The sequence below is a fragment of the Collinsella aerofaciens genome, from assembly GCF_040910265.1.
In the GTDB taxonomy this organism is placed as follows: Bacteria; Actinomycetota; Coriobacteriia; order Coriobacteriales; family Coriobacteriaceae; genus Collinsella; species Collinsella aerofaciens_BK.
Genome location: NZ_JBDGAW010000007.1, coordinates 27564 through 48403, shown reverse-complemented (window position 1 = coordinate 48403; position 20840 = coordinate 27564). Strand labels below are relative to the sequence as shown.

Here is a 20840-nt window from a genome sequence, read left to right as displayed (position 1 = left end):
GCGACGCCCTCGCGAACCTCGCAAAGACATCAGCCACCACGGAAAGCACAGGCAAACGCAAACTCGCCGCAAGAGGCCCCTACAACTCAGCGAGCATGATCCAGGCAGAACTGTCCTGCGCGAGCCTGCCGTCTACAAGCGGTGATGAGGTGAGCAGGACCCTGCCCGCCGGCAGCTCCACGGGTGCTGCACCGAAGTTCGTCACACACGCCCAGCCGTTGTCGCGGCGATAGGCGATGACGCCACCCTCAGCGCCCTCGGCACCATCCGCAAGGCCGGTGCGTCCGTCAAGATCAAGCCACTTAAGATCGTTGGCGCACCCGCGCAGCTTGCGCCGCAGCCAGAGGGCGTCACGATAGAGCGCAAGCATCGATGTCGGGTCCGCTTCTTCCCTATCGGCAGCGTAATCGGAAAACCATGCAGGCTGCAGCAGATGGGGCGCCGCATCGGCGTCCGCCGGTGAAAACCCAAACGATCCGCCCTGCGCGGGATCGTCCGCCGCCACCCACGGCAGGGGCACACGGCAGCCGTCGCGCCCCTTCTCGCGCTTCGGTCCGTGCGTATTGGTCGCAGTAGGATCTTCGAGTGCGGCCCACGGGATATCGGCCACCTCAAAAAGGCCGAGCTCCTCACCCTGATACACGTATGCCGAGCCCGGAAGCGCCAGCTCGAGCAAAAGGGCCGCCCGCGCGCGGCGCTCGCCGAGTTCACGGTCCTCGTCATAAGACGACCCGTCGCGTAAGAGCCAGTCGAGCGCAATCTGGTGGTAGCGCGTCGCCTTGATCTGCGGCAGGGCATAGCGCGTCGCCACGCGCGGCACGTCGTGGTTGGAGAGCACCCAGGTCGAGGCGGAATCGGATTCTATAGCTGCCTTCAAGCCCTCCTCGATTGCAGCGTGCATGTCATCATAGGTCCAAGTGGCCTTGGCAAACTCAAAGTTGAATGTCTGGCCAAGCTCGCTGGGACGCGCGTAGAGATACTGGCGCTCGGGCAGCACCCACGCCTCGGCAACGGCGCTGCGTGGCGGATCATAGCGGTCGAACACGCGGCGCCACTCGCGATAGATCTCGTGGACCTCGTTGCGGTCCCACAGCGGATGGGTGCCGTCGTCAACCATGTCATCGCCCTCGGCGAGATGCCACCGGTCGAGGTCATCGCGGTCGAGATCCTTGGCGAGACCGTGCGCCACATCAATGCGAAAGCCATCGACGCCTCGATCGCTCCAAAACGCCAGGACGTCGCAAAAGAACGCATGAACCTCGGGGCACGACCAGTCAAAGTCCGGCTGCTCGGGCGTAAACATGTGCAGATACCACTGACCGTCCGCGACGCGCGTCCAGGCGGGGCCGCCAAAGTTGGCATTCCAATTGGTGGGAGGCAGCTCGCCATGCTCGCCGCGACCATCACGGAAGATATAACGGGCGCGCTCGGGCGATCCGGGGCCGGCGGCAAGAGCGGCTTTGAACCAGGGGTGCTGGTTGGACGAATGGTTGGGCACGATGTCGACGATGACCTTGATGCCGTGCGCGTGAGCCGCAGTGATCATGTCATCGAAGTCGTCAAGCGACCCGAGACGTGGGTCGACATCGCAGTAGTCCGCCACATCATAGCCGCCATCGACGAGAGGCGATGGGTAAAACGGGCTCAGCCAGATGGCCTCGATACCCAGCCGCTCAAGATAGTCCATCTGCTGGGTAATGCCCGCGATATCGCCCAGACCCGAACCAGTCGAATCCTTAAACGAGCGCGGGTAGATTTGATAAATCGCGGCATCGGACATCCATGGGCGCGAAGAGGACTTTTCTGTAGCCATGGGGTGCGACTCCCTTGCAACGAGGTTTTGCGAGATGCCCACGATGATACGCCCAAAGCGGACATTCGCGGCAAACAACGCCACAGCCACGCCCCAAAACGCTCGCTCCCTCTCGGGTTCGAACCTCCCGGGACGAATCGACCGATTAGTGAAAAGAACGGAAGACCCACTCCCCCGGCCACGACAGCGAGCGGGCTCCGGGTGCCCCAGGTTGCCGCGAAAGAGGAGGGAAGCGTACTTTATGTACGCGACCGACGATTAAGGGGCAAGATGGGGTACCCGGGGCTCGCGCAGCGTCAACAAAAAACGCGGTTCGTTAGAACCGCGTAAGATAGTTGGAGCGGACAACGGGGCGTCCGCGCATCCGCTTCGCGGATCCGCACCGGCTTCGGCCGCCTGCCGGCGTCCTCGCCAGCTCGCTACAAACGCTCCGCGTTTGCTTAACGCTCGCTCCCTCTCGGGTTCGAGCCCAAGCGATGGGTACGAAAAAGCCCGGCTACCGTAGTAGTCGGGCTGCTGCGTTTGGAGCGGACAACGGGGCTCGAACCCGCGACCCCAACCTTGGCAAGGTTGTGCTCTACCAACTGAGCCATGTCCGCATATGTAAAACAAAACGGGCGCCGGAGCGCCCGGATGTTGCTTGGAGGCGAAGCCCGGATTCGAACCGGGGGTAAAGGCTTTGCAGGCCTCTGCCTTACCACTTGGCCACTTCGCCGAAAAAGGACCGCCTAAACGATCCGGAAATGCAATGGAGCGGACAACGGGGCTCGAACCCGCGACCCCAACCTTGGCAAGGTTGTGCTCTACCAACTGAGCCATGTCCGCTTGCGGGTTATTAATTTACGCGAGTTGTCCAAAAGACGCAAGTACTTTTTTCAAAAAACTTGTCTGCCGCATGTTCTTAGTAGCTAAACGCGCTTAAGCGATTGGCTAGGCACACGACTCCAGCGCTCCGCTAAACAGCTTCACCATCTGCACGCGCGTGCCGGCGCCGTCCGTACGACGAGCAACCTCCACGTTATCGACGAGCATACGCATAAGCTTGATACCACGGCCGCGCTCCTCTGATGCGACCGGTTCGCTCGTTTCATCGATAGAATAGCCGACACCTCGATCAAGTACCTCAACCACAACGCGATCGCCATAGGCCTGAACCGTCAGGACGCACCCGATACCGCCCGCATGGTCATAGGCATTACCCAGCGCCTCCCCCGACGCCAATGCGACATCGTAGCGCTCGTCACGGCGCAACGGAAGCGATTCAAGGAGTTCGGCGATGCGATGTCGGTAGTATGGAAGATTCTCGATACCCTGACGGACCTCGACGCTCTTACTCCAGCGAGGCAGCTCCCCCACCGGAATGGCGGGAATAGACTCCCGTGCCGGCCCCGCGACATGAAGGATATCGACAAGACGAGCAATCTCCAAAAAGCGAACAACTTCACCCGATGCATTGACGAGCGAAAGCAGGCCTTCTCGCCTCATGAGCTCACGAGCGCGCGTAAGCAGGAATGCCAAGCCCGTCGAATCGATAAAGCTAACAGCCTGACAGTTGATGACGACACGACGCACGCCGCGGCCAATCAAAGCATCCAACCGCCGACGCAGCGCAGGCACCGTGGCGATGTCGATATCGCCTGGTGGCGTCAAAACCGCTATGTCATTCCACTCATTCATACGACCATGGTTCCCCAAAAAAGCCCACTCGATGCATTCGTTTCCCCAACCGTACGGATTCAGCCCGCCCAGCGTCGTCTATGAACGACCCCGTAAAAACTCAAGGGACACCAATGCAATGTCATCGTCCAGCGCCGATTCGGTAAATCGGTCAAGCTCGCCCAAGACCTTGCCGCAAATGCCCGACACGCCCTCACCCGAGACAGAGAGCAGAAGGTCGCGAAGGCGCTGCTCGCCAAAGAAAGCACCCGAGCGGTCACGCGCTTCGATTGTTCCGTCGGTGTACATAAATAGCATGTCACCAGGAGCGAACGTAAACACGCCTGTCTCGTACACCATGCTCTCAAAGGCACCGATTACCCCCGATTGGCATCCAAGCAGCTCGACCTCTCCCCCACGAGCCTCGCCGCCACCCAGCGGCATCGACTCTGGCCTGATGACCATGGTCGGAGGATGGCCCGCCGAACAATACGTTGCGCGTCCGGCTTTAAGGTCAATCTTGGCGATAAAGGCCGTCACGAACGTCTCGACCCTCGAAAAGCCCATAAGCATGCTGTTAAGGGAGCGTGCCATGCGGGCCGGTCCAGCGCCCTCCCAGGCATATGCCGTCAGGGCCGTCTTGACGAGTGCGGACATCGATGCAGCCTCAATGCCTTTGCCAGACACATCGCCCAGAATCATGACGGCGCAATCGTCGGGAAGACGGATGAGCGTATAGAAATCGCCGCCGACCAACGCCGAGTTCGTGGCCGACAGGTACACCGAATCGGCGGCGATTCCCGGAACATCCCCCAGTGAATTTCTCATGCCAATCTGGAGGGTCTGAGCGATATGGCGCTCCTCACGCTTTTGAGATTCGCCTTCATAGATCAGTTCAAAGTCATGAGCCAAGTGCACCAAGTAGTCATATTCAAGGTCATCAATCGGCTCTTGGCTACCATCACGAAGCAGCAGCGCACGCGTCGTCGGCCCCTTCGCAACAGAAGCAGGAACGATTGCGTCGTTACTGTGCTTGCCATCGCCCTCAGGGCGTGGGCGCCCCGCCTCGATGCCGGCGTCGACGTAGAGACCCTGGCAAGGCAGGCCATGCGCTCTAAGCCAGCCTCCCATAGGCATCGATTCGTCAACGCGAGTTATACGGACGTGTTTAAGGTCCTCGGCACTCGTGCCGCCCAAAACAGATGCCTCAAAGCCATCAGGGGCAGCCCCCAGACGTGCCGCTGGCGCCGTCGTGGAAAAGAAAAACTTCTCGGGATCGTCCGGCAAAGCAACGCGACTGCCGCCTTCAAAATCTATGACGTAGGAATCCAGACTGGCGTCATACTCAACAGGGCAAAAATGGCAGTTGAGCATATTGCAGATCTCGGACGACACCGCCTGGGTAGCCGCGGCGGAATCGTCTAGAAAGGTAAACAACTCATCACGCAGCACATTGAGGGAACGACCAAGCTCGGCCGTGCGACGGGAGCGAAGGCTCGATGCCATGCCGACCAGCTGGATAGACAGGTAATCGCAAATGACCTCGAGCACATTAACGTCATAGGCGAGCGGTGCCTGGGGGCGTTTCCAACCAACTTCCAGCACGCCAAGGATCTGCGTACCGTAAAAAACGGGAAGACAGATTTCACTGCGGTACGGAGGCATATCCTGCATGCGCAACAGGTGCTTAGAACGATTATCCAGGTCCATGAACATACCGGAGGCGGCCTTATCGCCCTCAAGGTCCTGTTGAATCGACAAGCGACAAGCACGCGACTCGCGAAGAACATACGTCGGAATGCCAGCGCCATACGGCAAAAACTCGGGCAGGTAGCTGTCGAGCAGCTCCTTGGAAACACCGCGAAGCTTAAAGCCGCCGCTCTCAGAAAAATAGATAGCGGCACCCGAAGCATCGAGCGTTCCTACAAGCTGGTTCAAAACGGTATCAAGCAGGCTGGGTAACTCATCGGAGCCCACAGTGCTCATAATGACCGAGAGCGTGCCAGAGAGACGCTTGTTCGCCACTCTAAGCTCCGATAACGCACGCTTGAGTTGCCGGTCGTGAGAATACTGTTCCTCGATACTGTGAAGCGCCACCAGGACACGTGGTGCGCGGCGCCCAAAGATGCGTGGAGGCGTTACGGAGCCCGCACGAACCAAGACGGGAATAAAAGAGCCGTCACTCAGTTTGAGCATCAGTTCGTTCTCGGAGCCATCAGTTTCAAATGGCAGACGATGTTCCGTCGCACGTTCAAAAGAGGACGAGTACAGGACGTCTTTAACATCTCCACCGATGACGTCGGCGCGTTCCTCGCACATAAAACCAAGTAAGCGATTATTCACATGCAGAATGGTTCCGTCGAGCTCGCAGATGATGACAGCATCGCTCGTGATCTCGACTAGTTGGGCAACGTCTGCCCACTCGTTGCGTTCAAGCGTTTCCATCGTGGACCCCACCGTCTATCGGTAACAAAAAAGCCTCCGAAGAGGCTTCTCAAATGCGATGGTGTCGGAGGCGGGACTTGAACCCGCATGACCAAAAAGCGGTCACTAGCACCTCAAGCTAGCGCGTCTGCCAATTCCGCCACTCCGACATGCTATGTTGTTGATTCGCGCTTCGTTTTGTTGGACCCGCGCGTTCAACGAGGAAGATAATAACCTATGATTCGAGAACTGTGCAAGCACTTTTTTCAAAAAAGTTTACGAATTTGTAATTGCGCAGGTAGATCCGCATGTCCGGCCCCGAATCGGTGCTGCCTCCCGGCACGTCCTCGGGCATGAGCGATATTTTGCTGCGCACTTCGTGCTGCAAAATATCGCTCCCCCTGCGGAATGCGCCGGGAGGCAGCACCGATTCGGGGCCTACCAACACATACTCCAGGCACAGTTCTCAAACATGTTCTGGGGCTGATGCAAATTTGGTGGCTCGGCAAAGCCGAGCCCTTATATGGGGAGGCCGGAGCTAAAGCTCCGGCCTCCCTCAATTTCCTATTAGATTAAGTGAGCGATCAAGGAATCTCACCCCTCTACAGTGGTAACACAGGGCCCGTGCTGGACTTAGTTTTCAGAACATTCCGCAGACCAGGAAACCCCCTTATCCGCAGCTCCGAAGGAGCAGGATAAGGGGGTTTCCATGGTCGAGGACGTTCTGAAAACTAAGTCCAGCACGGGCCCGGACGATAACAACCGGCTACAGGTCGATGTGCGATTCCTTGATCGGGAACGGCTCCGCGAAGTGGCAGGCGCAGCAGTGGCCCGGGGCAACTTCCTTAAACTCAGGAAGCTTCTCGGAGCAGATGCCCTGCGCGATCGGGCAGCGCGTGTGGAAACGGCAGCCGGTCGGCGGATCCAGCGGCGACGGCGGGTCGCCAGCGAGGATGATGCGTTTGCGGGTCTTCTGGATATCCGGATCGGGCACCGGCACGGCAGACAGCAGCGACTGCGTGTACGGATGGTGAGGCTCGCTATAGAGCGTCTTCCAATCCGAAACCTCGACCATCTTACCCAGATACATAACGGCAACGCGATCGGAGATGTGCTGCACGACGGACAGGTCGTGGGCGATAAAGAGATACGCCGTACCAAACTTGTCCTGCAGTTCCTTAAGCAGGTTCAGAACCTGGGCCTGAATGGAAACATCCAGAGCGGATACCGGCTCGTCACAGATAATCAGCTTGGGCTTCAGCGCAAAAGCGCGGGCGATGCCGACACGCTGACGCTGGCCGCCCGAGAACTCATGCGGATAGCGGTTGATGTGCTCGGGGTTCAGACCGACGACATCCAGCAGCTCACGGACGCGCTCGATACGCTCTTCCTTGGTGCCCACACCATGAATGGTCATGGGCTCGGAGACGATCTCACCAATCGTCATACGAGGGTTGAGCGAAGCATAAGGATCCTGGAAGATAAACTGCATCTCACGACGCATGTCCTTGATCTCATGCTTGCTCATCTCGGCAACATCTTTGCCCTGGAAGAACACCTTACCTGCCGTCGGCTTGGTCAGACGCATGATGGTGCGGCCCGTGGTGGACTTACCGCAACCAGACTCGCCGACCAGGCCAAAGGTCTCGCCCGGATAAATCTCGAACGAAATGTCATTCACAGCAGAGACGACACGCTTAGAGAAGCGCTTGGCGAACATGCCGGACTCTGCGGGGAACTCCTTAGAAAGGTGCTCGACCTTCAGCAGCGGAGTGCGCTCGTTATTGTCTGCCATTTACGCCTCGCCTCCCTTCTTGGAATCTTTGCGCGTGCGGGACGTCTCAGGGGCGTTCTTGAGGAACTCGGGGTCACCGGAATAATGGCACGCAGAATAGTGACCGGACTCGGTGACAACGCGCTCGGGGCGCTGCTTGCGGCACTTGTCCGTCGCATAGGGGCAACGAGGAGAGAATACGCAGCCCTCAGGCAAGTTCATGAGCGAAGGCGGGTTGCCGTGAATCGGCGTTAGCGGCTTCTTCTCCTCGATGGCCTGCTCCGGGATGGAGCGGATAAGGCCCCAGGTGTAGGGGTGGCGGCTCTCGTAGAAGATTTCCTCGGCAGTACCGAACTCGACGGGACGGCCGGCGTACATAACCATGATTTTGTCGGCCATATCGGCGACAACGCCCAGGTCATGGGTAATCATGATAATGGCGTTGCCGTTCTTCTGCTGCATCTCCTGCATGAGCTCGATAATCTGAGCCTGAATGGTAACGTCCAGAGCCGTCGTGGGCTCGTCGGCAATCAGGATATCGGGATCGCAGGCAAGGGCCATAGCAATCATGACGCGCTGACGCATACCGCCGGAGAACTGGTGCGGATACTCATTGACGCGCTTCTCGGGCTCGGGGATACCCACGAGGTCCAAAAGCTCGGTGGCGCGCTTGAGCGCCTCCTGCTTGGAGTAGCCACGGTGCAGACGAAGGCCCTCGCCCACCTGCTTGCCGATCTTATAGACCGGGTTCAAGGAGGTCATAGGATCCTGGAAGATCATCGCGATATCGTTACCGCGAATGTGCTGCATCTCTTCCTCGGTCATCTCGAGGATAGAACGACCGCGATAGCGAACGTCGCCGCCCTCAATCTTTCCCGGAGGCATCGAGATAAGACCCATGATGGTCATGGCGGTCACGGACTTACCGGAGCCGGACTCACCGACGACACCCAGGGTCTCGCCGCGATCGAGCGTGTAGGAAACACCGTCGACAGCGCGAACGACGCCATCCTCGGTGTGGAAATACATCTTAAGGTCATCGACCTCGAGCAGATGCTGGCCCTCGGGAACCGGCTGGTCCTTCAGGTCCACATAGTTCTTATTCTTCTTCATCCTTATGCGTCCTTCATCTTGACGTCGAGGGCGTCACGCAGACCGTCACCCAGCAGGGTGAAGGCGAGCACCGTCGAGAGAATTGCCAGACCGGGCATGATCATCATCCAGGGAGCAGTCAGAAGATACTGCTGACCGTCCTGAATCATGGAGCCCCACGAAGGCGTAGGCGGAATAACGCCCATGCCGAGGAAGGACAGAGCGGACTCGGTCAAAATGGCACCACCAATGTTCATGGTCGCGTAGACCACGATGGAGGCAACGGAGTTCGGGAAGATGTGACGCACGACGATACGAGCATCGGATGCACCCATCGCGCGCGCAGCGTCAACATAGTCGTTTTCCTTGACCGTCAGGATCGCGGATCGGAAGACGCGTGCAATAGAAGGCCAGCCGAGAATACCGATGGCGATAAAGACATTCTGAAGACCACGGCCGATAACGGCGATCATGGCGACGACGAACAGCACGTACGGGAACGCTAGGAAGATATCCGCAAAGCGCATGATGATCGTATCCCAGATTCCGCCGTAGAAACCGGCCAGAGCACCCATGACCAATCCGATCACCGTGGAGATGGCGGTGGCCATAATGCCGACGGACAGCGAAACGCGTGCACCGTAGATAACGCGGACGAGAATGTCGCGACCAAGGGCGTCGGTACCAAACGGATGCTCGGCACACGGAGCCAGCAACGAAGTCTCGGCCATGGTAGTCGAGTCGGAAGCCGTCGGCGACCCGAGCCAGGGCTTAGCCCACAGGTCGGCGGTCAGGGCAACCACAACGACGATGATGATCCAGCAAACACCGATAACAGCGAGCTTGTTCTTACGAAGACGCTTAAAAGCGTCGCCCCACATCGTGCGGGACTTAGCGGGAGCAGATGCGGCCTTAGTGGCGGTAGCCTGCCCCTGAGACTGAGAATCAGTTTCCTGCATGAGACGTACCTCCCTTAGGCCTTATCCGACGGACCGCCAAGGCGGATGCGCGGGTCGAGGAATGCATAGCTAATGTCGACGAGCAGGTTGATCACCATAACGACGACAACGATGAGCGTAACGCCGCCCATAACGATAGGCCAGTCACGCATGCTGATGGCGCGGTAGACCTCAGAGCCGATACCGGGCCAGTTAAAGACCGTCTCGGTCAGGATGGCGCCCGAAAGCATGCCACCGAAGTCGACACCAATATAGGTAACGACGGGGATGAGTGCATTCTTAAGCGCATGCTTGATGATGATCGCGCGATTGGAGAGACCCTTAGCCTTTGCCGTGCGGATGTAATCCTGGTTCATGACGTCGAGCAGCTGCGAGCGCATGATGCGGGCAGCATAGGCGGTCGAAACCGAAGCCAGCGTAATGGTCGGAAGCACATAGTGCATCCAATCCTGATACTGAGAGCTGGTACCGCCGGCACCCGAAATCGGCATGGAGAAAGCGCCGCCGGTGGCATCCTTAAGGATGACGCCAAAGAACAGCTGCAGCAGCATACCGAGCCAGAAGGCAGGAACGGCAACGAGGATCGACGTGGTCAGCGTTACCAAAATATCCCAGAAGGAGTAACGCTTTACTGCCGAAATGATACCCGCACCGATACCCATGATTGCCTCGAGCACGATGGCGCACGCGGCGAGTTTAACCGTATACGGATACTTCTGAGCAAAGATTTCCGCAACCGGCAGCTTGCGCTGATACGAATTGCCCAGATCGCCATGAAGCAGACCATTCATGTAATTCAAGTATTGGTCCACAAGCGACGTTGGAACGGGATCGCCGTTCTCGTCAAGGATCGCGTTGCCGTCCTCGTCCGCCTGGACCAGGTGATAGCGCACGCGAAGTTGAAGCTCCACCTCGGGGGACAGAGCCTTGTCTCCACCGATCAGCTTGATCGGATCTCCCGGCACGATGTTCTGGAGGGCGAACAGAATCAGCGTAACGCCCAAAAATACCGGGATGAACTGAAGCACACGTTTAACGATGTACTTACCCATACCACTCCCCTATCTAGGGATTAACCTAAATGGGATGCCGATCGCCAGACCGGCATCCCAAAATTACCATCAGCCAGTTTACCCCAGGTTAGGGAGAACTGTATGTTTCCCATGAGGTCTACGTAAATACTTGACCCTCACGGAAGCTGCAAACTCTTAGGCGAGCTCGGCGGTACCCAGCTCGGCGTGCTTCTGCGGATCAACGTAGAGGTACTTGACGCGGTCGGAGCCAGCGATGGTGTGCGTGTAGAACATCACCGGGATGACCGGGCAGTCGGCAGCGACCATTGCGTCGGCCTCCTGCATCTTAGCGACGCGCTCTTCGTCGTCAACCGTGGTACGGGCCTCGTCGACCTTGGCGTCGAACTCGGGGTTGTTGTAACCAGAGCGGTTGTCGCCACCGAGGGAGTCGGAGTGGAACAGCGGATACAGGAAGTTGTCCATGATCGGGTAGTCGGCAATCCAGCCCAGACGACCGAACTGATAGTTGAAGTTCTGGTACTGCTCGAGCAGCGCAGACCACTCAGGAGTATCGGAGACGGCGGTAACGCCGACCTTGGCGAGGTCGCCGATGATGGACTCCATGATCTCCTTGTGGCCACCGTCCTGGTTGTAGGAAAGGGTCACGTTAATGCCACGATCGCCGTTAGCGCCAGCGGGAGCAACCTTGTCGAGGTACTCGTTAGCCTTGTCGACGTCGTAGGCGCAGAACTCCCATGCGCCCTCCTTGTAGCCATCGATGCCCGGAGGAACAATGCCGTCGGCGGGGGTACGGGTACCCTTGAAGATGGTCTTGCAGATGGCCTCACGGTTAATGGCCAGGGAGATACCCCTGCGCAGGTCGGCGTTGTTGAACGGCTCGGCCGTGGTGTTGCAGGTCAGGTAGTAGGTGGAAGGCTCGGCGCCGAGCAGCATGCGCTCGCCGTCGCCCATGGTGTAGCCGTCCTTGGACACGCCGCGATCCTTCTTGGCAGCGTCGATCTGAGCAACGGGAACGTCGCAGATGTCAAGGTTACCGGCCTGGAACTCCTTGTAGGCGGTCTCCACGTCCTTGATGACCTGGAAGTGGATGCCATCGATCTTGGCCTTGTCGCCATAGTAATCGTCGAACTTCTTGAGGTTGATCTCCTGACCATCCTCCCACTTGCCGTCCATCATGAACGGGCCGTTACCGATCGGGGCAAGGTAGAAGCTCTTAACATCGGACTCGGCGCACTCGGGAACCGGGGACAGAGCCGGGTGAGAGGCGACGAAGGGGAAGTCGGCGTAAGCGGAAGACAGCTTAACGACGAGGGTCTCATCGTCGGGGCAAGTAACACCGCTGAGCTCGGTAGCGTTACCGGCAAGTAGATCGTCATAGCCCTCGACCATGGAAAGGTGATAGGAGACCTCGGAAGGACCGTACTCGGTAGCGATGGCCGACTTGGTGTTGACCAGACGCTCCCAAGCGAGCTTGAAGGACTTGGAGGTAACGTCGTCACCGTTGTGGAACTTGGCCTTCTTGATCTTGAAGGTGAACTCGGTGGCGTCGTCGTTGGCCTCGAAGGACTCGCAAGCCAGCGGGACGATCTTGCCCTTCTCGGCGTCGTAAGAGGTCAGAGCATCAAACAGTTGGTACTCGACCTGAGTGCCCTGATCCTCCTGGACGTTGTAGGGGTCGATGCAGACCGGGTTGTTGATGTAGAAGTTCAGCGTCGAACCGGACTCAGAACCGGAAGCGTCGCCGCCCTTCTTGCCGCATGCGGCAAGAAAAGCCATGGAGCTCGCAGCAAGGGTACCGCCGACAAAGGCGCGACGACCCATAACGGGCTGGTGGAACATAGAATCAGCCATGCCATCCTCCTTATGAGATAGGACAAAGAAATGTTCAGTCGGACACATGTCGAGACAATCCGATCCGAACCATCAAAACGCCGCCCGCTGCTATGGCTGGTTATGCACAACAGGCCAACGTTTTGCAATACAGTAGCGCATTTTATTCACGATTTGGGGCTAATTCCGGTTAACGGTCGAGAATTTCTTTAGTTGGGCGAAGTATGTGGGGATATTTTGACTCTGTTACAAGTCTGTAAACAAAAAGGGTCCCGCACGTGCGGGACCCTTTACAAACGTATATACGCCGATGCTTAGTAGCCGACGATGCCCTGCGGGAAGAAGAACATGCACAGAACGACACACACGGCAAATACGACAGCCATGATGACGGTCAGGCGATCGAGGTTCTGCTCCATGACGCCCGTGGCAGAGCTGGAGTTATACAGCGAGCTAGCGATCATATCCGAAACGCCGGTGCCCTTACCGGAATGCATCAGGACGAGAATCGTCAACGCCACGGCAGAGACAGCCCAAACGACAAACAGAAGAATCTGAAACGGACCCATAGATAAGCTCCTTAATAGAACAATTCAAACTCCAGTACTGTACCACAACCCCCAGCACTCCCCCACCTGCCATTTGGGGACGGGGTAGAAATGGCAGAAATACCAAAAAGGGGGTTGTCCGGTTGCGGACAACCCCCTTACTAGAAAACGGTATTTGTTTTCTATTAGGCCTCGGTGGCGAGTACGCGACCCGTCATCTCGGCGGAAGGCTCAATGCCAGCCATGGTGAGCATGGTCGGAGCGATATCGGAAAGACGGCCGTCCTCGATACCGGTGAGCTGCGCCTTCTCATCAACGATGATGAACGGCACACGGTTGGTGGTGTGAGCCGTAAACGGATGCTTGGAACCGTCGGAAGCAACGTCAAACATGTGATCGGCGTTGCCGTGATCGGCGGTAATCAGCGCAAAGCCGCCCTTGGCGAGAATCGCCGGGACAACCTTGGACAGGGCATCGTCAACAGCCTCGACGGCCTTAACGGCAGCGTCGAAGACACCGGTGTGACCAACCATGTCGCAGTTTGCGAAGTTCACGATGTAGAAATCAGCGCGATCCTCGTTGATAGCGGCAACAAGCTTCTCGGTAACCTCGGGAGCGCTCATCTCGGGCTGCAGATCGTAGGTAGCGACCTTGGGGGAAGCGACGAGCACGCGCTCCTCGCCCTCCTTGGGCTCCTCGATGCCGCCGTTGAGGAAGAACGTCACGTGGGCGTACTTCTCGGTCTCGGCGGTGTGCAGCTGCTTCAGGCCATTGGCGGCGATAACGTCGGCCAGGACGTTCTCGGGGAACGTCTTGGGGAAGGCGACCTCGACGTCAAACGTCGGATCGTACTCGGTCATCGTCACGAAGTGCGAAAGCTTAATCTGCTCGCGCTCAAAGCCATCGAACTCCTTGTCCGTGAACACGCGGGTCATCTGACGAGCGCGGTCGGGACGGAAGTTGAAGAAGATGGCCGCGTCGCCCTCGTGGATGCCCTCGTTGTGGGCCGCGAAAGGCTCGACGAACTCGTCGCCGCGCGGATCCTTCTCGTAGTAGGCCTTGATACCGGCAACGGGGTCGGTATCGGCATCGGACGCGTTAACCATGACGTCGTAGGCGCGCTGGATGCGCTCCCAACGGTTGTCGCGGTCCATGGCCCAATAGCGGCCCGAAACGGTGGCAACGCGAGCGTCGCAACCGGTCTCCTCGGAGATCTTAGCCAGGAAGGCGCAGAACTCGCTCATGTAGCCGGCACCGGACTGCGGGTCAACGTCGCGGCCATCCATGAAGGCGTGGACGCGAACGGTCTTGACGCCATGCTGGGCAGCCATCTTGACCAGAGCCTCGACGTGGTTCATGTGAGAATGAACACCGCCAGGGCTCATAAGGCCCATGAGGTGGAGAGTCTTGCCGTCAGCCTTGACGTCGTCCATAGCCTTGACGAAGACCTCGTTCTTGGCGATGGAGCCGTCCTTGATGGCATTGTTGATGCGCGAAAGCTCCTGGAACACGATGCGGCCGGCACCGATGTTGAGGTGGCCTACCTCGGAGTTGCCCATCTGACCGTCGGGAAGGCCCACGTCCTCGCCCGAAGCACCGAGCGTGGTGTGAGGATACTTCTCGTACAGGCTATCAAGGAAGGGCGTCTTGGCAGCGGCGACGGCGTTCTCGCCATCGGCCGGAGCAAGGCCGCAGCCATCCATGATGATCAGGAGTGCAGGAAGATGACGCTGTGCCATATGTCCTACTCGCCTGCCTTGACGACCATAGAGGCGAAGTCGGCAGCCTTGAGCGAAGCGCCGCCCACGAGGGCGCCGTCAACGTCGGGCTTGGCGACGAGCTCGGCAATGTTGCCGGGCTTAGCGGAACCACCGTACAGGACGCGGATACCGTCGGCGAGCTCCTCGCCAAACATCTCCTTGAGGGTCTCACGGATAGCGCCGCAGACCTCCTGGGCGTCCTCAGCGGTAGCGGTCTTTCCGGTGCCGATGGCCCAGATGGGCTCGTAGGCGACGACGACCTGCTTGGGACAGGTGATCTCAAGACCAGCAAGGCCAGCCTTGACCTGGTTCACGACGTGCTCGACATAGGTGCCAGCCTCGCGGACCTCGAGGGACTCGCCGCAGCAGAAGACGGGAACAAGACCGGCGGCAACGAGGGCCTTGGCCTTCTTGTTCTGGTCCTCGTCGGTCTCGTGGAAGTAGTCGCGACGCTCGGAGTGGCCGATGATGCAGTAGGTGCAGCCAGCGGACTTGAGCATGTCGCAAGAGGACTCACCGGTGAAGGCACCCTTGGCCTCCCAGTACACGTTCTGTGCACCGAGGGCGATGGGGGCAGCCTGAATGCGGTCATGAACCGTGGTGATGTCAATGGTCGGAGGGCAGACGAGCACCTCGACGCCAGCCGGAACCTCGGGCAGAGCCTGAGCCAGCTCGTCGGCGAGCTTGGCGGCCTCAGCGACGTCGTTGTTCATCTTCCAGTTACCAGCGATAAGAAGGGTGCGATTAGGCATCGAGAAGCGCCTCCACTCCGGGCAGGGCCTTACCCTCGACGAGCTCCATGGAAGCGCCACCACCGGTGGAGATCCAGCTCATCTTGTCGGCCAGGTTGAACTTGTTGACAGCCGCGACAGAGTCGCCACCGCCGATGATCGAGGTGCAGTCGGCCTCGGCGACGGCCTCGGCGATAGCCTGGGTGCCGTGAGCGAAGTTGTCGAACTCGAAGACACCCATGGGGCCGTTCCAGAACACGGTCTTGGCACCCTTGACGGCCTCGGCGTAAAGCTCCTCGGTCTTGGGGCCGATGTCCATGCCCTCACGATCGTCGGGGATAGCGTCGGAAGCGACAACCTCGGGGACAGCGTCCTCGCCAAAGTGATCGGCAACGCGGTTGTCGATGGGGAGCAGGATCTTGACGCCCTTCTCCTCGGCCTTCTTGAGCATCTCGCCAGCGCGCTCGACCCAGTCCTCTTCCTTGAGGGACTGACCGACGGTCAGGCCCTGAGCCAGGAAGAAGGTGTAGGCCATGCCGCCACCGATGATCAGGGTATCAGCGGAGTCGATGAGGTGATCGAGAACGCCGATCTTGGAGGAAACCTTGGAACCGCCGACGATAGCGACGAAGGGGCGCTCGGGCTCGGCGAAGATGCCAGTCAGCGTGTCGACCTCCTTCTCGAGCAGGAAGCCGGCGACGGCAGGCAGGTAAGCGGCGGGACCCACGACGGAACCCTGGGCGCGGTGAGCGGTACCGAAAGCATCGAGAACGAAGACGTCACCATAGGAAGCGAGCTTCTTGGCGATCTCGGGATCGTTCTTCTTCTCACGCTTGTCGAAACGGACGTTCTCGAGAACGAGGACCTTGCCCGGCTCGACGGCGGCAACAGCCTCAGCAGCCTTCTCGCCGTAGGTGTCGGCGACAAAGGCAACATCGAGACCAGAGAGCTCAGCGAGCTTCTTGGCGACAGGCTCAAGGGAGAGCTCGGGCTGGAAGCCGGTGCCATCGGGACGGCCGAGGTGGCTCATGAGGATGACGCGAGCGTTGTGCTCAACGAGGTAGTTGATGGTGGGCAGGGCAGCCTTGATGCGGGTGGTGTCGCCAACGACACCATCCTTGATAGGCACGTTGAAGTCAACGCGGACGAGAACGCGCTTGCCGTCGACATCGATGTCGCGGACGGTCTTCTTGGTAAAGGCCATGTTTGCTTCTACCTTTCGTACGTGTCTGCCTCCCATTACGGCAGACGATTTCCTATAAAAAGGGCGCGACCCTAGGGTGTAAGCCCTATGAGGCCGCGCCCTTCTTTAGACGCTCAACGAGCTATTCGCTAAAAGCTAAATTAAGCAACGAACTTCTCGAAGTACTTGATGGTGCGGACCATCTGAGAGGTGTAGGAGTTCTCGTTGTCGTACCAAGAGGTGACCTGAACGAGGGTCTGGCCGTTGCCGAGGTCAGAGCACATGGTCTGAGTGGCGTCGAAGATGGAGCCGTGGGTCTCGCCGATGATGTCGGTGGAGACGATGTCGTCCTCGTTGTAACCGAAGGTCTCGGAGATGGTGGAAGCGTAGGCCTTCATAGCGGCGTTGACCTCGTCGACGGTGACCTTCTTGTCAACGACAGCGTAGAGGTTGGTGATGGAGCCGGTCGGCGTCGGGACGCGCTGGGCGGCACCGATGAGCTTACCGTTGAGCTCGGGGAGAACCAGGCCGATAGCCTTGGCAGCACCGGTGGTGTTGGGGACGATGTTGACGGCGCAGGCGCGGCTACGACGCTTGTTGCCCTTGCGCTGCGGGCCGTCGAGCGGCATCTGGTCGCCGGTCCAGGCGTGAATGGTGGTCATGATGCCGGACACGATGGGAGCGAAGTCGTTCAGACCCTTGGCCATCGGGGCGAGGCAGTTGGTGGTGCAGGAAGCAGCGGAGATGATGTTGTCCTCAGCGGTCAGCGTCTCGTGGTTGACGTTGTACACGATGGTGGGCAGATCGCTGCCGGCCGGAGCGGAGATGACGACCTTCTTGGCGCCAGCGTTGATGTGGGCCTGAGCCTTAGCCTTGCTGGTGTAGAAGCCGGTGCACTCGAGAACGACGTCGACGTCGAGGTCGCCCCAAGGCAGGTTGTTGGCGTCGGCCTCCTTGTAGATCTTGATCTCCTTGCCGTCAACGGTGATGGAATCCTCGCCAGCAACGACCTCGTGATCGCGAGCGTAGTTGCCCTGCGTGGAGTCGTACTTCAGCAGGTAAGCGAGCATATCGGGAGAGGTGAGGTCGTTGATAGCGACGATCTCGGAGCCCTCATGACCGAACATCTGACGGAAAGCCAGACGACCGATGCGACCGAAGCCGTTAATAGCAACCTTTACTGCCATTGTGTCTCCTTTCGTAAGGCCCCCGCAAGCTACAGCGCCCGCCGTTGAGGCCCACAAACTAACCACTCGCCTAATATACCTTTTTTTTGACTTGAATTTCACGAGAATAGTCGAAATTGAAAATCAAATTTACGTTAAAACGTTTTAAAGAATAAAATAGCAGCTAAATCCGTATATAAGTCGATACTTTAAACTACCGATTTGCTTCAATGAGCTTTTCAAGCCTCAAAACTCGATGGTAGAGGGCCGACTTCGACAAGGGAGGGTCAGCCATCTCCCCTAAATCACGCAGCGACAGATCGGGATAGCGCTCGCGCAGGTCGCAAAAGACCGCCAAGGCATCCGGAAGCGCATCGCGAAGGCCGCGCTGCTCGAGCTCATCGATAAGCGCAAGCTGATGTTGGGCAGCACCGGCGCTTCTGGTCTGGTTGGCGAGCTCGGCGTTCACGCGACGGTTCACATCGTTCTTAACCAACTTGACCGCGCGCGCCTCCTCAATCTCGGCAACGCTGCGCTTGGCACCAATCAGCTTTAATAAATGCTCGATTTCCTCGGCGCTCTTAATGTACACGGCATATGACCCCCGCCGCGCATTAACACGAGCATGGACCCCAATCTGCCCCAACAGGTCGCAAAGCCCCTTGGCATATTGCTCGCCCTGCACCGCGATCTCCAAATGAAAATCGCCGCGTGGATCGGCCACGAAGCCGCCCGCGATGAGCGCGCCGCGGATGTAGGCAAGCCTGCAGCAGGGACGGGCAACGATGTGTCGGGGAACACCAGCAACGAGCCCTCCCCTGCGGTCTAGAATGCCCAGCAGCACCAGAGCCTTGTCCAGGTCGGGTTGATCGGGCAGGGTAATGAGATAGTTACGGACCTTATGCAAGACCGATTTACGAACGGTGAATTCCGTTTTGAGCTTAAGGATGCGATGCGTCAGCGTGATCATCGTGCGCGCGACGGCTCCCGTCTCAGTCGCAACTGTCAAACGATACCGCCCAGAGCCGGTAAGCGAGAGCGTACCGCTCACACGCGTCAGGGCGGCAAGCGTCGACAAATCGCAGTATTCACATTCGGGTTCGCAGCGCGCAAGCTCGTCGCGCACCTCGGCGGTAAACGACATGCAGGCCTATGCCTTCGTGTTGGCGCGCGACAGGTCGCGGTGGGAGATGCTCACGTGATACTGGGCGCCTTCCAGGTAACGGGCCGTGGCCTCGGCAATGGCGACGCTACGGTGCTGTCCGCCCGTGCAGCCGATGGCGATAGAAAGCTGCGGCTTACCCTCCGCGATATAGCCCGGCATCACCGTATCGAGCAGCTGCGTCCAGGCCTTCCAGAACTCCTGGGTCTTGGGATGGTCCAGAACAAAGTCGGAGACTTTCTTATCGAGACCGGTCATGGTACGCATCTCGGGATCGTAAAACGGATTGGGCAGGAAGCGAACGTCGATCATAATGTCCGCCTCGACGGGCATACCGTGCTTAAAGCCAAACGAGAACACGTGAACGTCCATGAGCTGCTGGTCGGACAACTCGGAGAACGCCATGCGCAATTTGTTGCGCAGGGCAGAGGTGCGCAGGCGGCTCGTGTCGATAATCATATCGGCTCGATCGCGCACGCCCTGCAGCTGAAGGCGCTCGCGCTGAATGGCATCGGCCGTAGTCTCCCCCGGCTTGGCAATGGGATGACGGCGGCGATTTTCGCTGTAGCGACGAATCAGCACCTCGTCAGAAGCCTCCAGGAACACGATGTCGCAGCTCATCTCGCGCTCTTCGAGCGCGGCGACCGCATCGAGCAACTCGTCAAACAGTCCCTGGCTACGCAAATCGCAGGTGACGGCGAGATGCCTGCCCACGCCCGTATTGATGCCGACGAGCTCGGCAAGCTGGGCGATGAGACGCGGAGGTAGGTTATCAATGCAAAAATAGCCCATGTCCTCGAACACGTGCATGGCCTGTGTGCGGCCCGATCCGGACATTCCGGTGATGATGACGATATCGGGGATGCGCTCCGAGCGCTCCGCCGCATCCATGGCATCTCCCTTTTGCATGTGCTGCCTCCCGAAAACAAGCGCGGGACCCAGCAACCCGGATCCCGCGCGGTCAATTGCCTTTATTGAGTATACCGCCCCGAGCGGATACGAGGCCTGTCTTACGCCTCAAGCGCAGCCTTGAACCAACTTGTAATACTCGTGGGGTGCGTAATGGCGGTGCCGACGACAACGGCCCAGGCGCCAGCATCGATCGCGGCGCGAGCCTCCTCGGGCGTATGCACGCGACCCTCGCAAATGATGGGAAGGCCGGGGAATTCCTCGGTCGCCTGACGCAGGAGCGGCAGGTCGGGGCCATCGGCCATGGTGCAGTCGATGGCGGCGACACCGTGAGAGAGCGTGGTAGATACCAGGTCGAAGCCCATATCAACCGCACGGCGAATGTCCTCGATGGTGGCACAATCCGCCATCAGGAGCACACCCTCCTCGTGCAGCGGACGGAAGGTATCCTCGACCGTCTTGCCATCGGGGCGCGGACGATCGGTGGCGTCGATCGCCACGATATCGGCACCAGCAGCAACGCAGGCGCGGGCGTGACGCAGCGTCGGCGTGATGTAAACGCCCTCGTGTCCATCCTTCCATAGGCCAATAACAGGAACCTCACAGCGACCCTTAATGGCGGCAATGTCGGCAAGGCCCTGGCAGCGAATGGCGGCGGCGCCGCCGAGTTCGCAAGCGCGAGACATTTGAGCCATGGTCTCGGGCGTACGAAGCGGCTCGCCCATATACGCCTGAACGCTCACGACGAGCTTACCCTTCAGGGATTGAATCAAAGGATCGACGGTCATAAGGCTGCAAC

Annotated in this window: 16 protein-coding genes and 4 tRNA genes; all 20 read right to left on the bottom strand. The window is 58.9% G+C overall.

The features are described 5' to 3' along the window. Nucleotides 1-79: 79 nt before the first annotated feature. Entirely contained in the window at nucleotides 80-1813 is a 1734-nt protein-coding gene (locus tag AB5Z14_RS04545; protein ID WP_368130477.1) for a glycoside hydrolase family 13 protein, read from the bottom strand. Nucleotides 1814-2336: 523 nt separating this feature from the next. Next, nucleotides 2337-2412 (bottom strand) — tRNA-Gly (locus AB5Z14_RS04540). 42 nt (nucleotides 2413-2454) lie between these two features. Then, nucleotides 2455-2528, bottom strand: a tRNA-Cys gene (locus AB5Z14_RS04535). 34 nt (nucleotides 2529-2562) lie between these two features. Beyond that, nucleotides 2563-2638: transfer RNA gene (locus tag AB5Z14_RS04530), tRNA-Gly, on the bottom strand. Between the two features lie 105 nt (nucleotides 2639-2743). Next, on the bottom strand, nucleotides 2744-3490 hold the full coding sequence (locus AB5Z14_RS04525; protein ID WP_035138879.1) for an anti-sigma factor antagonist: 747 nt from the start codon (nucleotides 3488-3490) through the stop codon (nucleotides 2744-2746). 78 nt (nucleotides 3491-3568) lie between these two features. Beyond that, a complete protein-coding gene (locus tag AB5Z14_RS04520; protein WP_368130476.1) occupies nucleotides 3569-5914 on the bottom strand; it encodes a GAF domain-containing SpoIIE family protein phosphatase in 2346 nt (781 codons plus the stop codon). A 59-nt stretch (nucleotides 5915-5973) separates the two neighbouring features. Continuing rightward, a tRNA-Leu gene (locus tag AB5Z14_RS04515) sits at nucleotides 5974-6063 on the bottom strand. Between the two features lie 596 nt (nucleotides 6064-6659). Further along, nucleotides 6660-7688, bottom strand: coding sequence for an ABC transporter ATP-binding protein (locus AB5Z14_RS04510; protein ID WP_006236139.1), 1029 nt, complete (start codon nucleotides 7686-7688; stop codon nucleotides 6660-6662). Then, the gene (locus AB5Z14_RS04505) at nucleotides 7689-8780 is read right to left on the bottom strand and encodes an ABC transporter ATP-binding protein (protein WP_117766059.1); all 1092 of its coding nucleotides are present in this window, start codon (nucleotides 8778-8780) and stop codon (nucleotides 7689-7691) included. A gap of 2 nt (nucleotides 8781-8782) precedes the next feature. Next, nucleotides 8783-9718, bottom strand: a complete 936-nt coding sequence (locus tag AB5Z14_RS04500) for an ABC transporter permease (protein ID WP_161116039.1) — start codon at nucleotides 9716-9718, stop codon at nucleotides 8783-8785. A gap of 14 nt (nucleotides 9719-9732) precedes the next feature. Further along, a complete protein-coding gene (locus tag AB5Z14_RS04495; RefSeq protein WP_368130474.1) occupies nucleotides 9733-10770 on the bottom strand; it encodes an ABC transporter permease in 1038 nt (345 codons plus the stop codon). A gap of 156 nt (nucleotides 10771-10926) precedes the next feature. Further along, on the bottom strand, nucleotides 10927-12603 hold the full coding sequence (locus AB5Z14_RS04490) for a peptide ABC transporter substrate-binding protein (RefSeq protein WP_240126053.1): 1677 nt from the start codon (nucleotides 12601-12603) through the stop codon (nucleotides 10927-10929). 293 nt (nucleotides 12604-12896) lie between these two features. Continuing rightward, nucleotides 12897-13151, bottom strand: coding sequence for a preprotein translocase subunit SecG (gene secG, locus AB5Z14_RS04485; protein WP_006236144.1), 255 nt, complete (start codon nucleotides 13149-13151; stop codon nucleotides 12897-12899). 164 nt (nucleotides 13152-13315) lie between these two features. Beyond that, on the bottom strand, nucleotides 13316-14869 hold the full coding sequence (gene gpmI, locus AB5Z14_RS04480) for a 2,3-bisphosphoglycerate-independent phosphoglycerate mutase (RefSeq protein ID WP_117635933.1): 1554 nt from the start codon (nucleotides 14867-14869) through the stop codon (nucleotides 13316-13318). 5 nt (nucleotides 14870-14874) lie between these two features. Next, nucleotides 14875-15642 carry a triose-phosphate isomerase gene (tpiA, locus tag AB5Z14_RS04475; protein WP_089572945.1) on the bottom strand — a complete coding sequence of 256 codons (768 nt, stop codon included), beginning with the start codon at nucleotides 15640-15642 and terminating at the stop codon, nucleotides 14875-14877. After that, entirely contained in the window at nucleotides 15635-16825 is a 1191-nt protein-coding gene (locus AB5Z14_RS04470) for a phosphoglycerate kinase (RefSeq protein ID WP_117564871.1), read from the bottom strand. The genes tpiA and AB5Z14_RS04470 overlap by 8 nt, the downstream gene beginning before the upstream one ends. Nucleotides 16826-16965: 140 nt before the next feature. Beyond that, nucleotides 16966-17991, bottom strand: a complete 1026-nt coding sequence (gene gap / locus AB5Z14_RS04465; RefSeq protein WP_099431436.1) for a type I glyceraldehyde-3-phosphate dehydrogenase — start codon at nucleotides 17989-17991, stop codon at nucleotides 16966-16968. A gap of 193 nt (nucleotides 17992-18184) precedes the next feature. After that, nucleotides 18185-19114 (bottom strand): DNA-binding protein WhiA, encoded by a 930-nt coding sequence (gene whiA, locus AB5Z14_RS04460; protein ID WP_117820739.1) that lies wholly within the window; start codon nucleotides 19112-19114, stop codon nucleotides 18185-18187. A gap of 6 nt (nucleotides 19115-19120) precedes the next feature. Then, a complete protein-coding gene (gene rapZ / locus AB5Z14_RS04455) occupies nucleotides 19121-20041 on the bottom strand; it encodes an RNase adapter RapZ (protein ID WP_022094878.1) in 921 nt (306 codons plus the stop codon). 101 nt (nucleotides 20042-20142) lie between these two features. Beyond that, nucleotides 20143-20829, bottom strand: coding sequence for an N-acetylmannosamine-6-phosphate 2-epimerase (locus AB5Z14_RS04450; RefSeq protein WP_022094877.1), 687 nt, complete (start codon nucleotides 20827-20829; stop codon nucleotides 20143-20145). Nucleotides 20830-20840 lie beyond the last annotated feature (11 nt).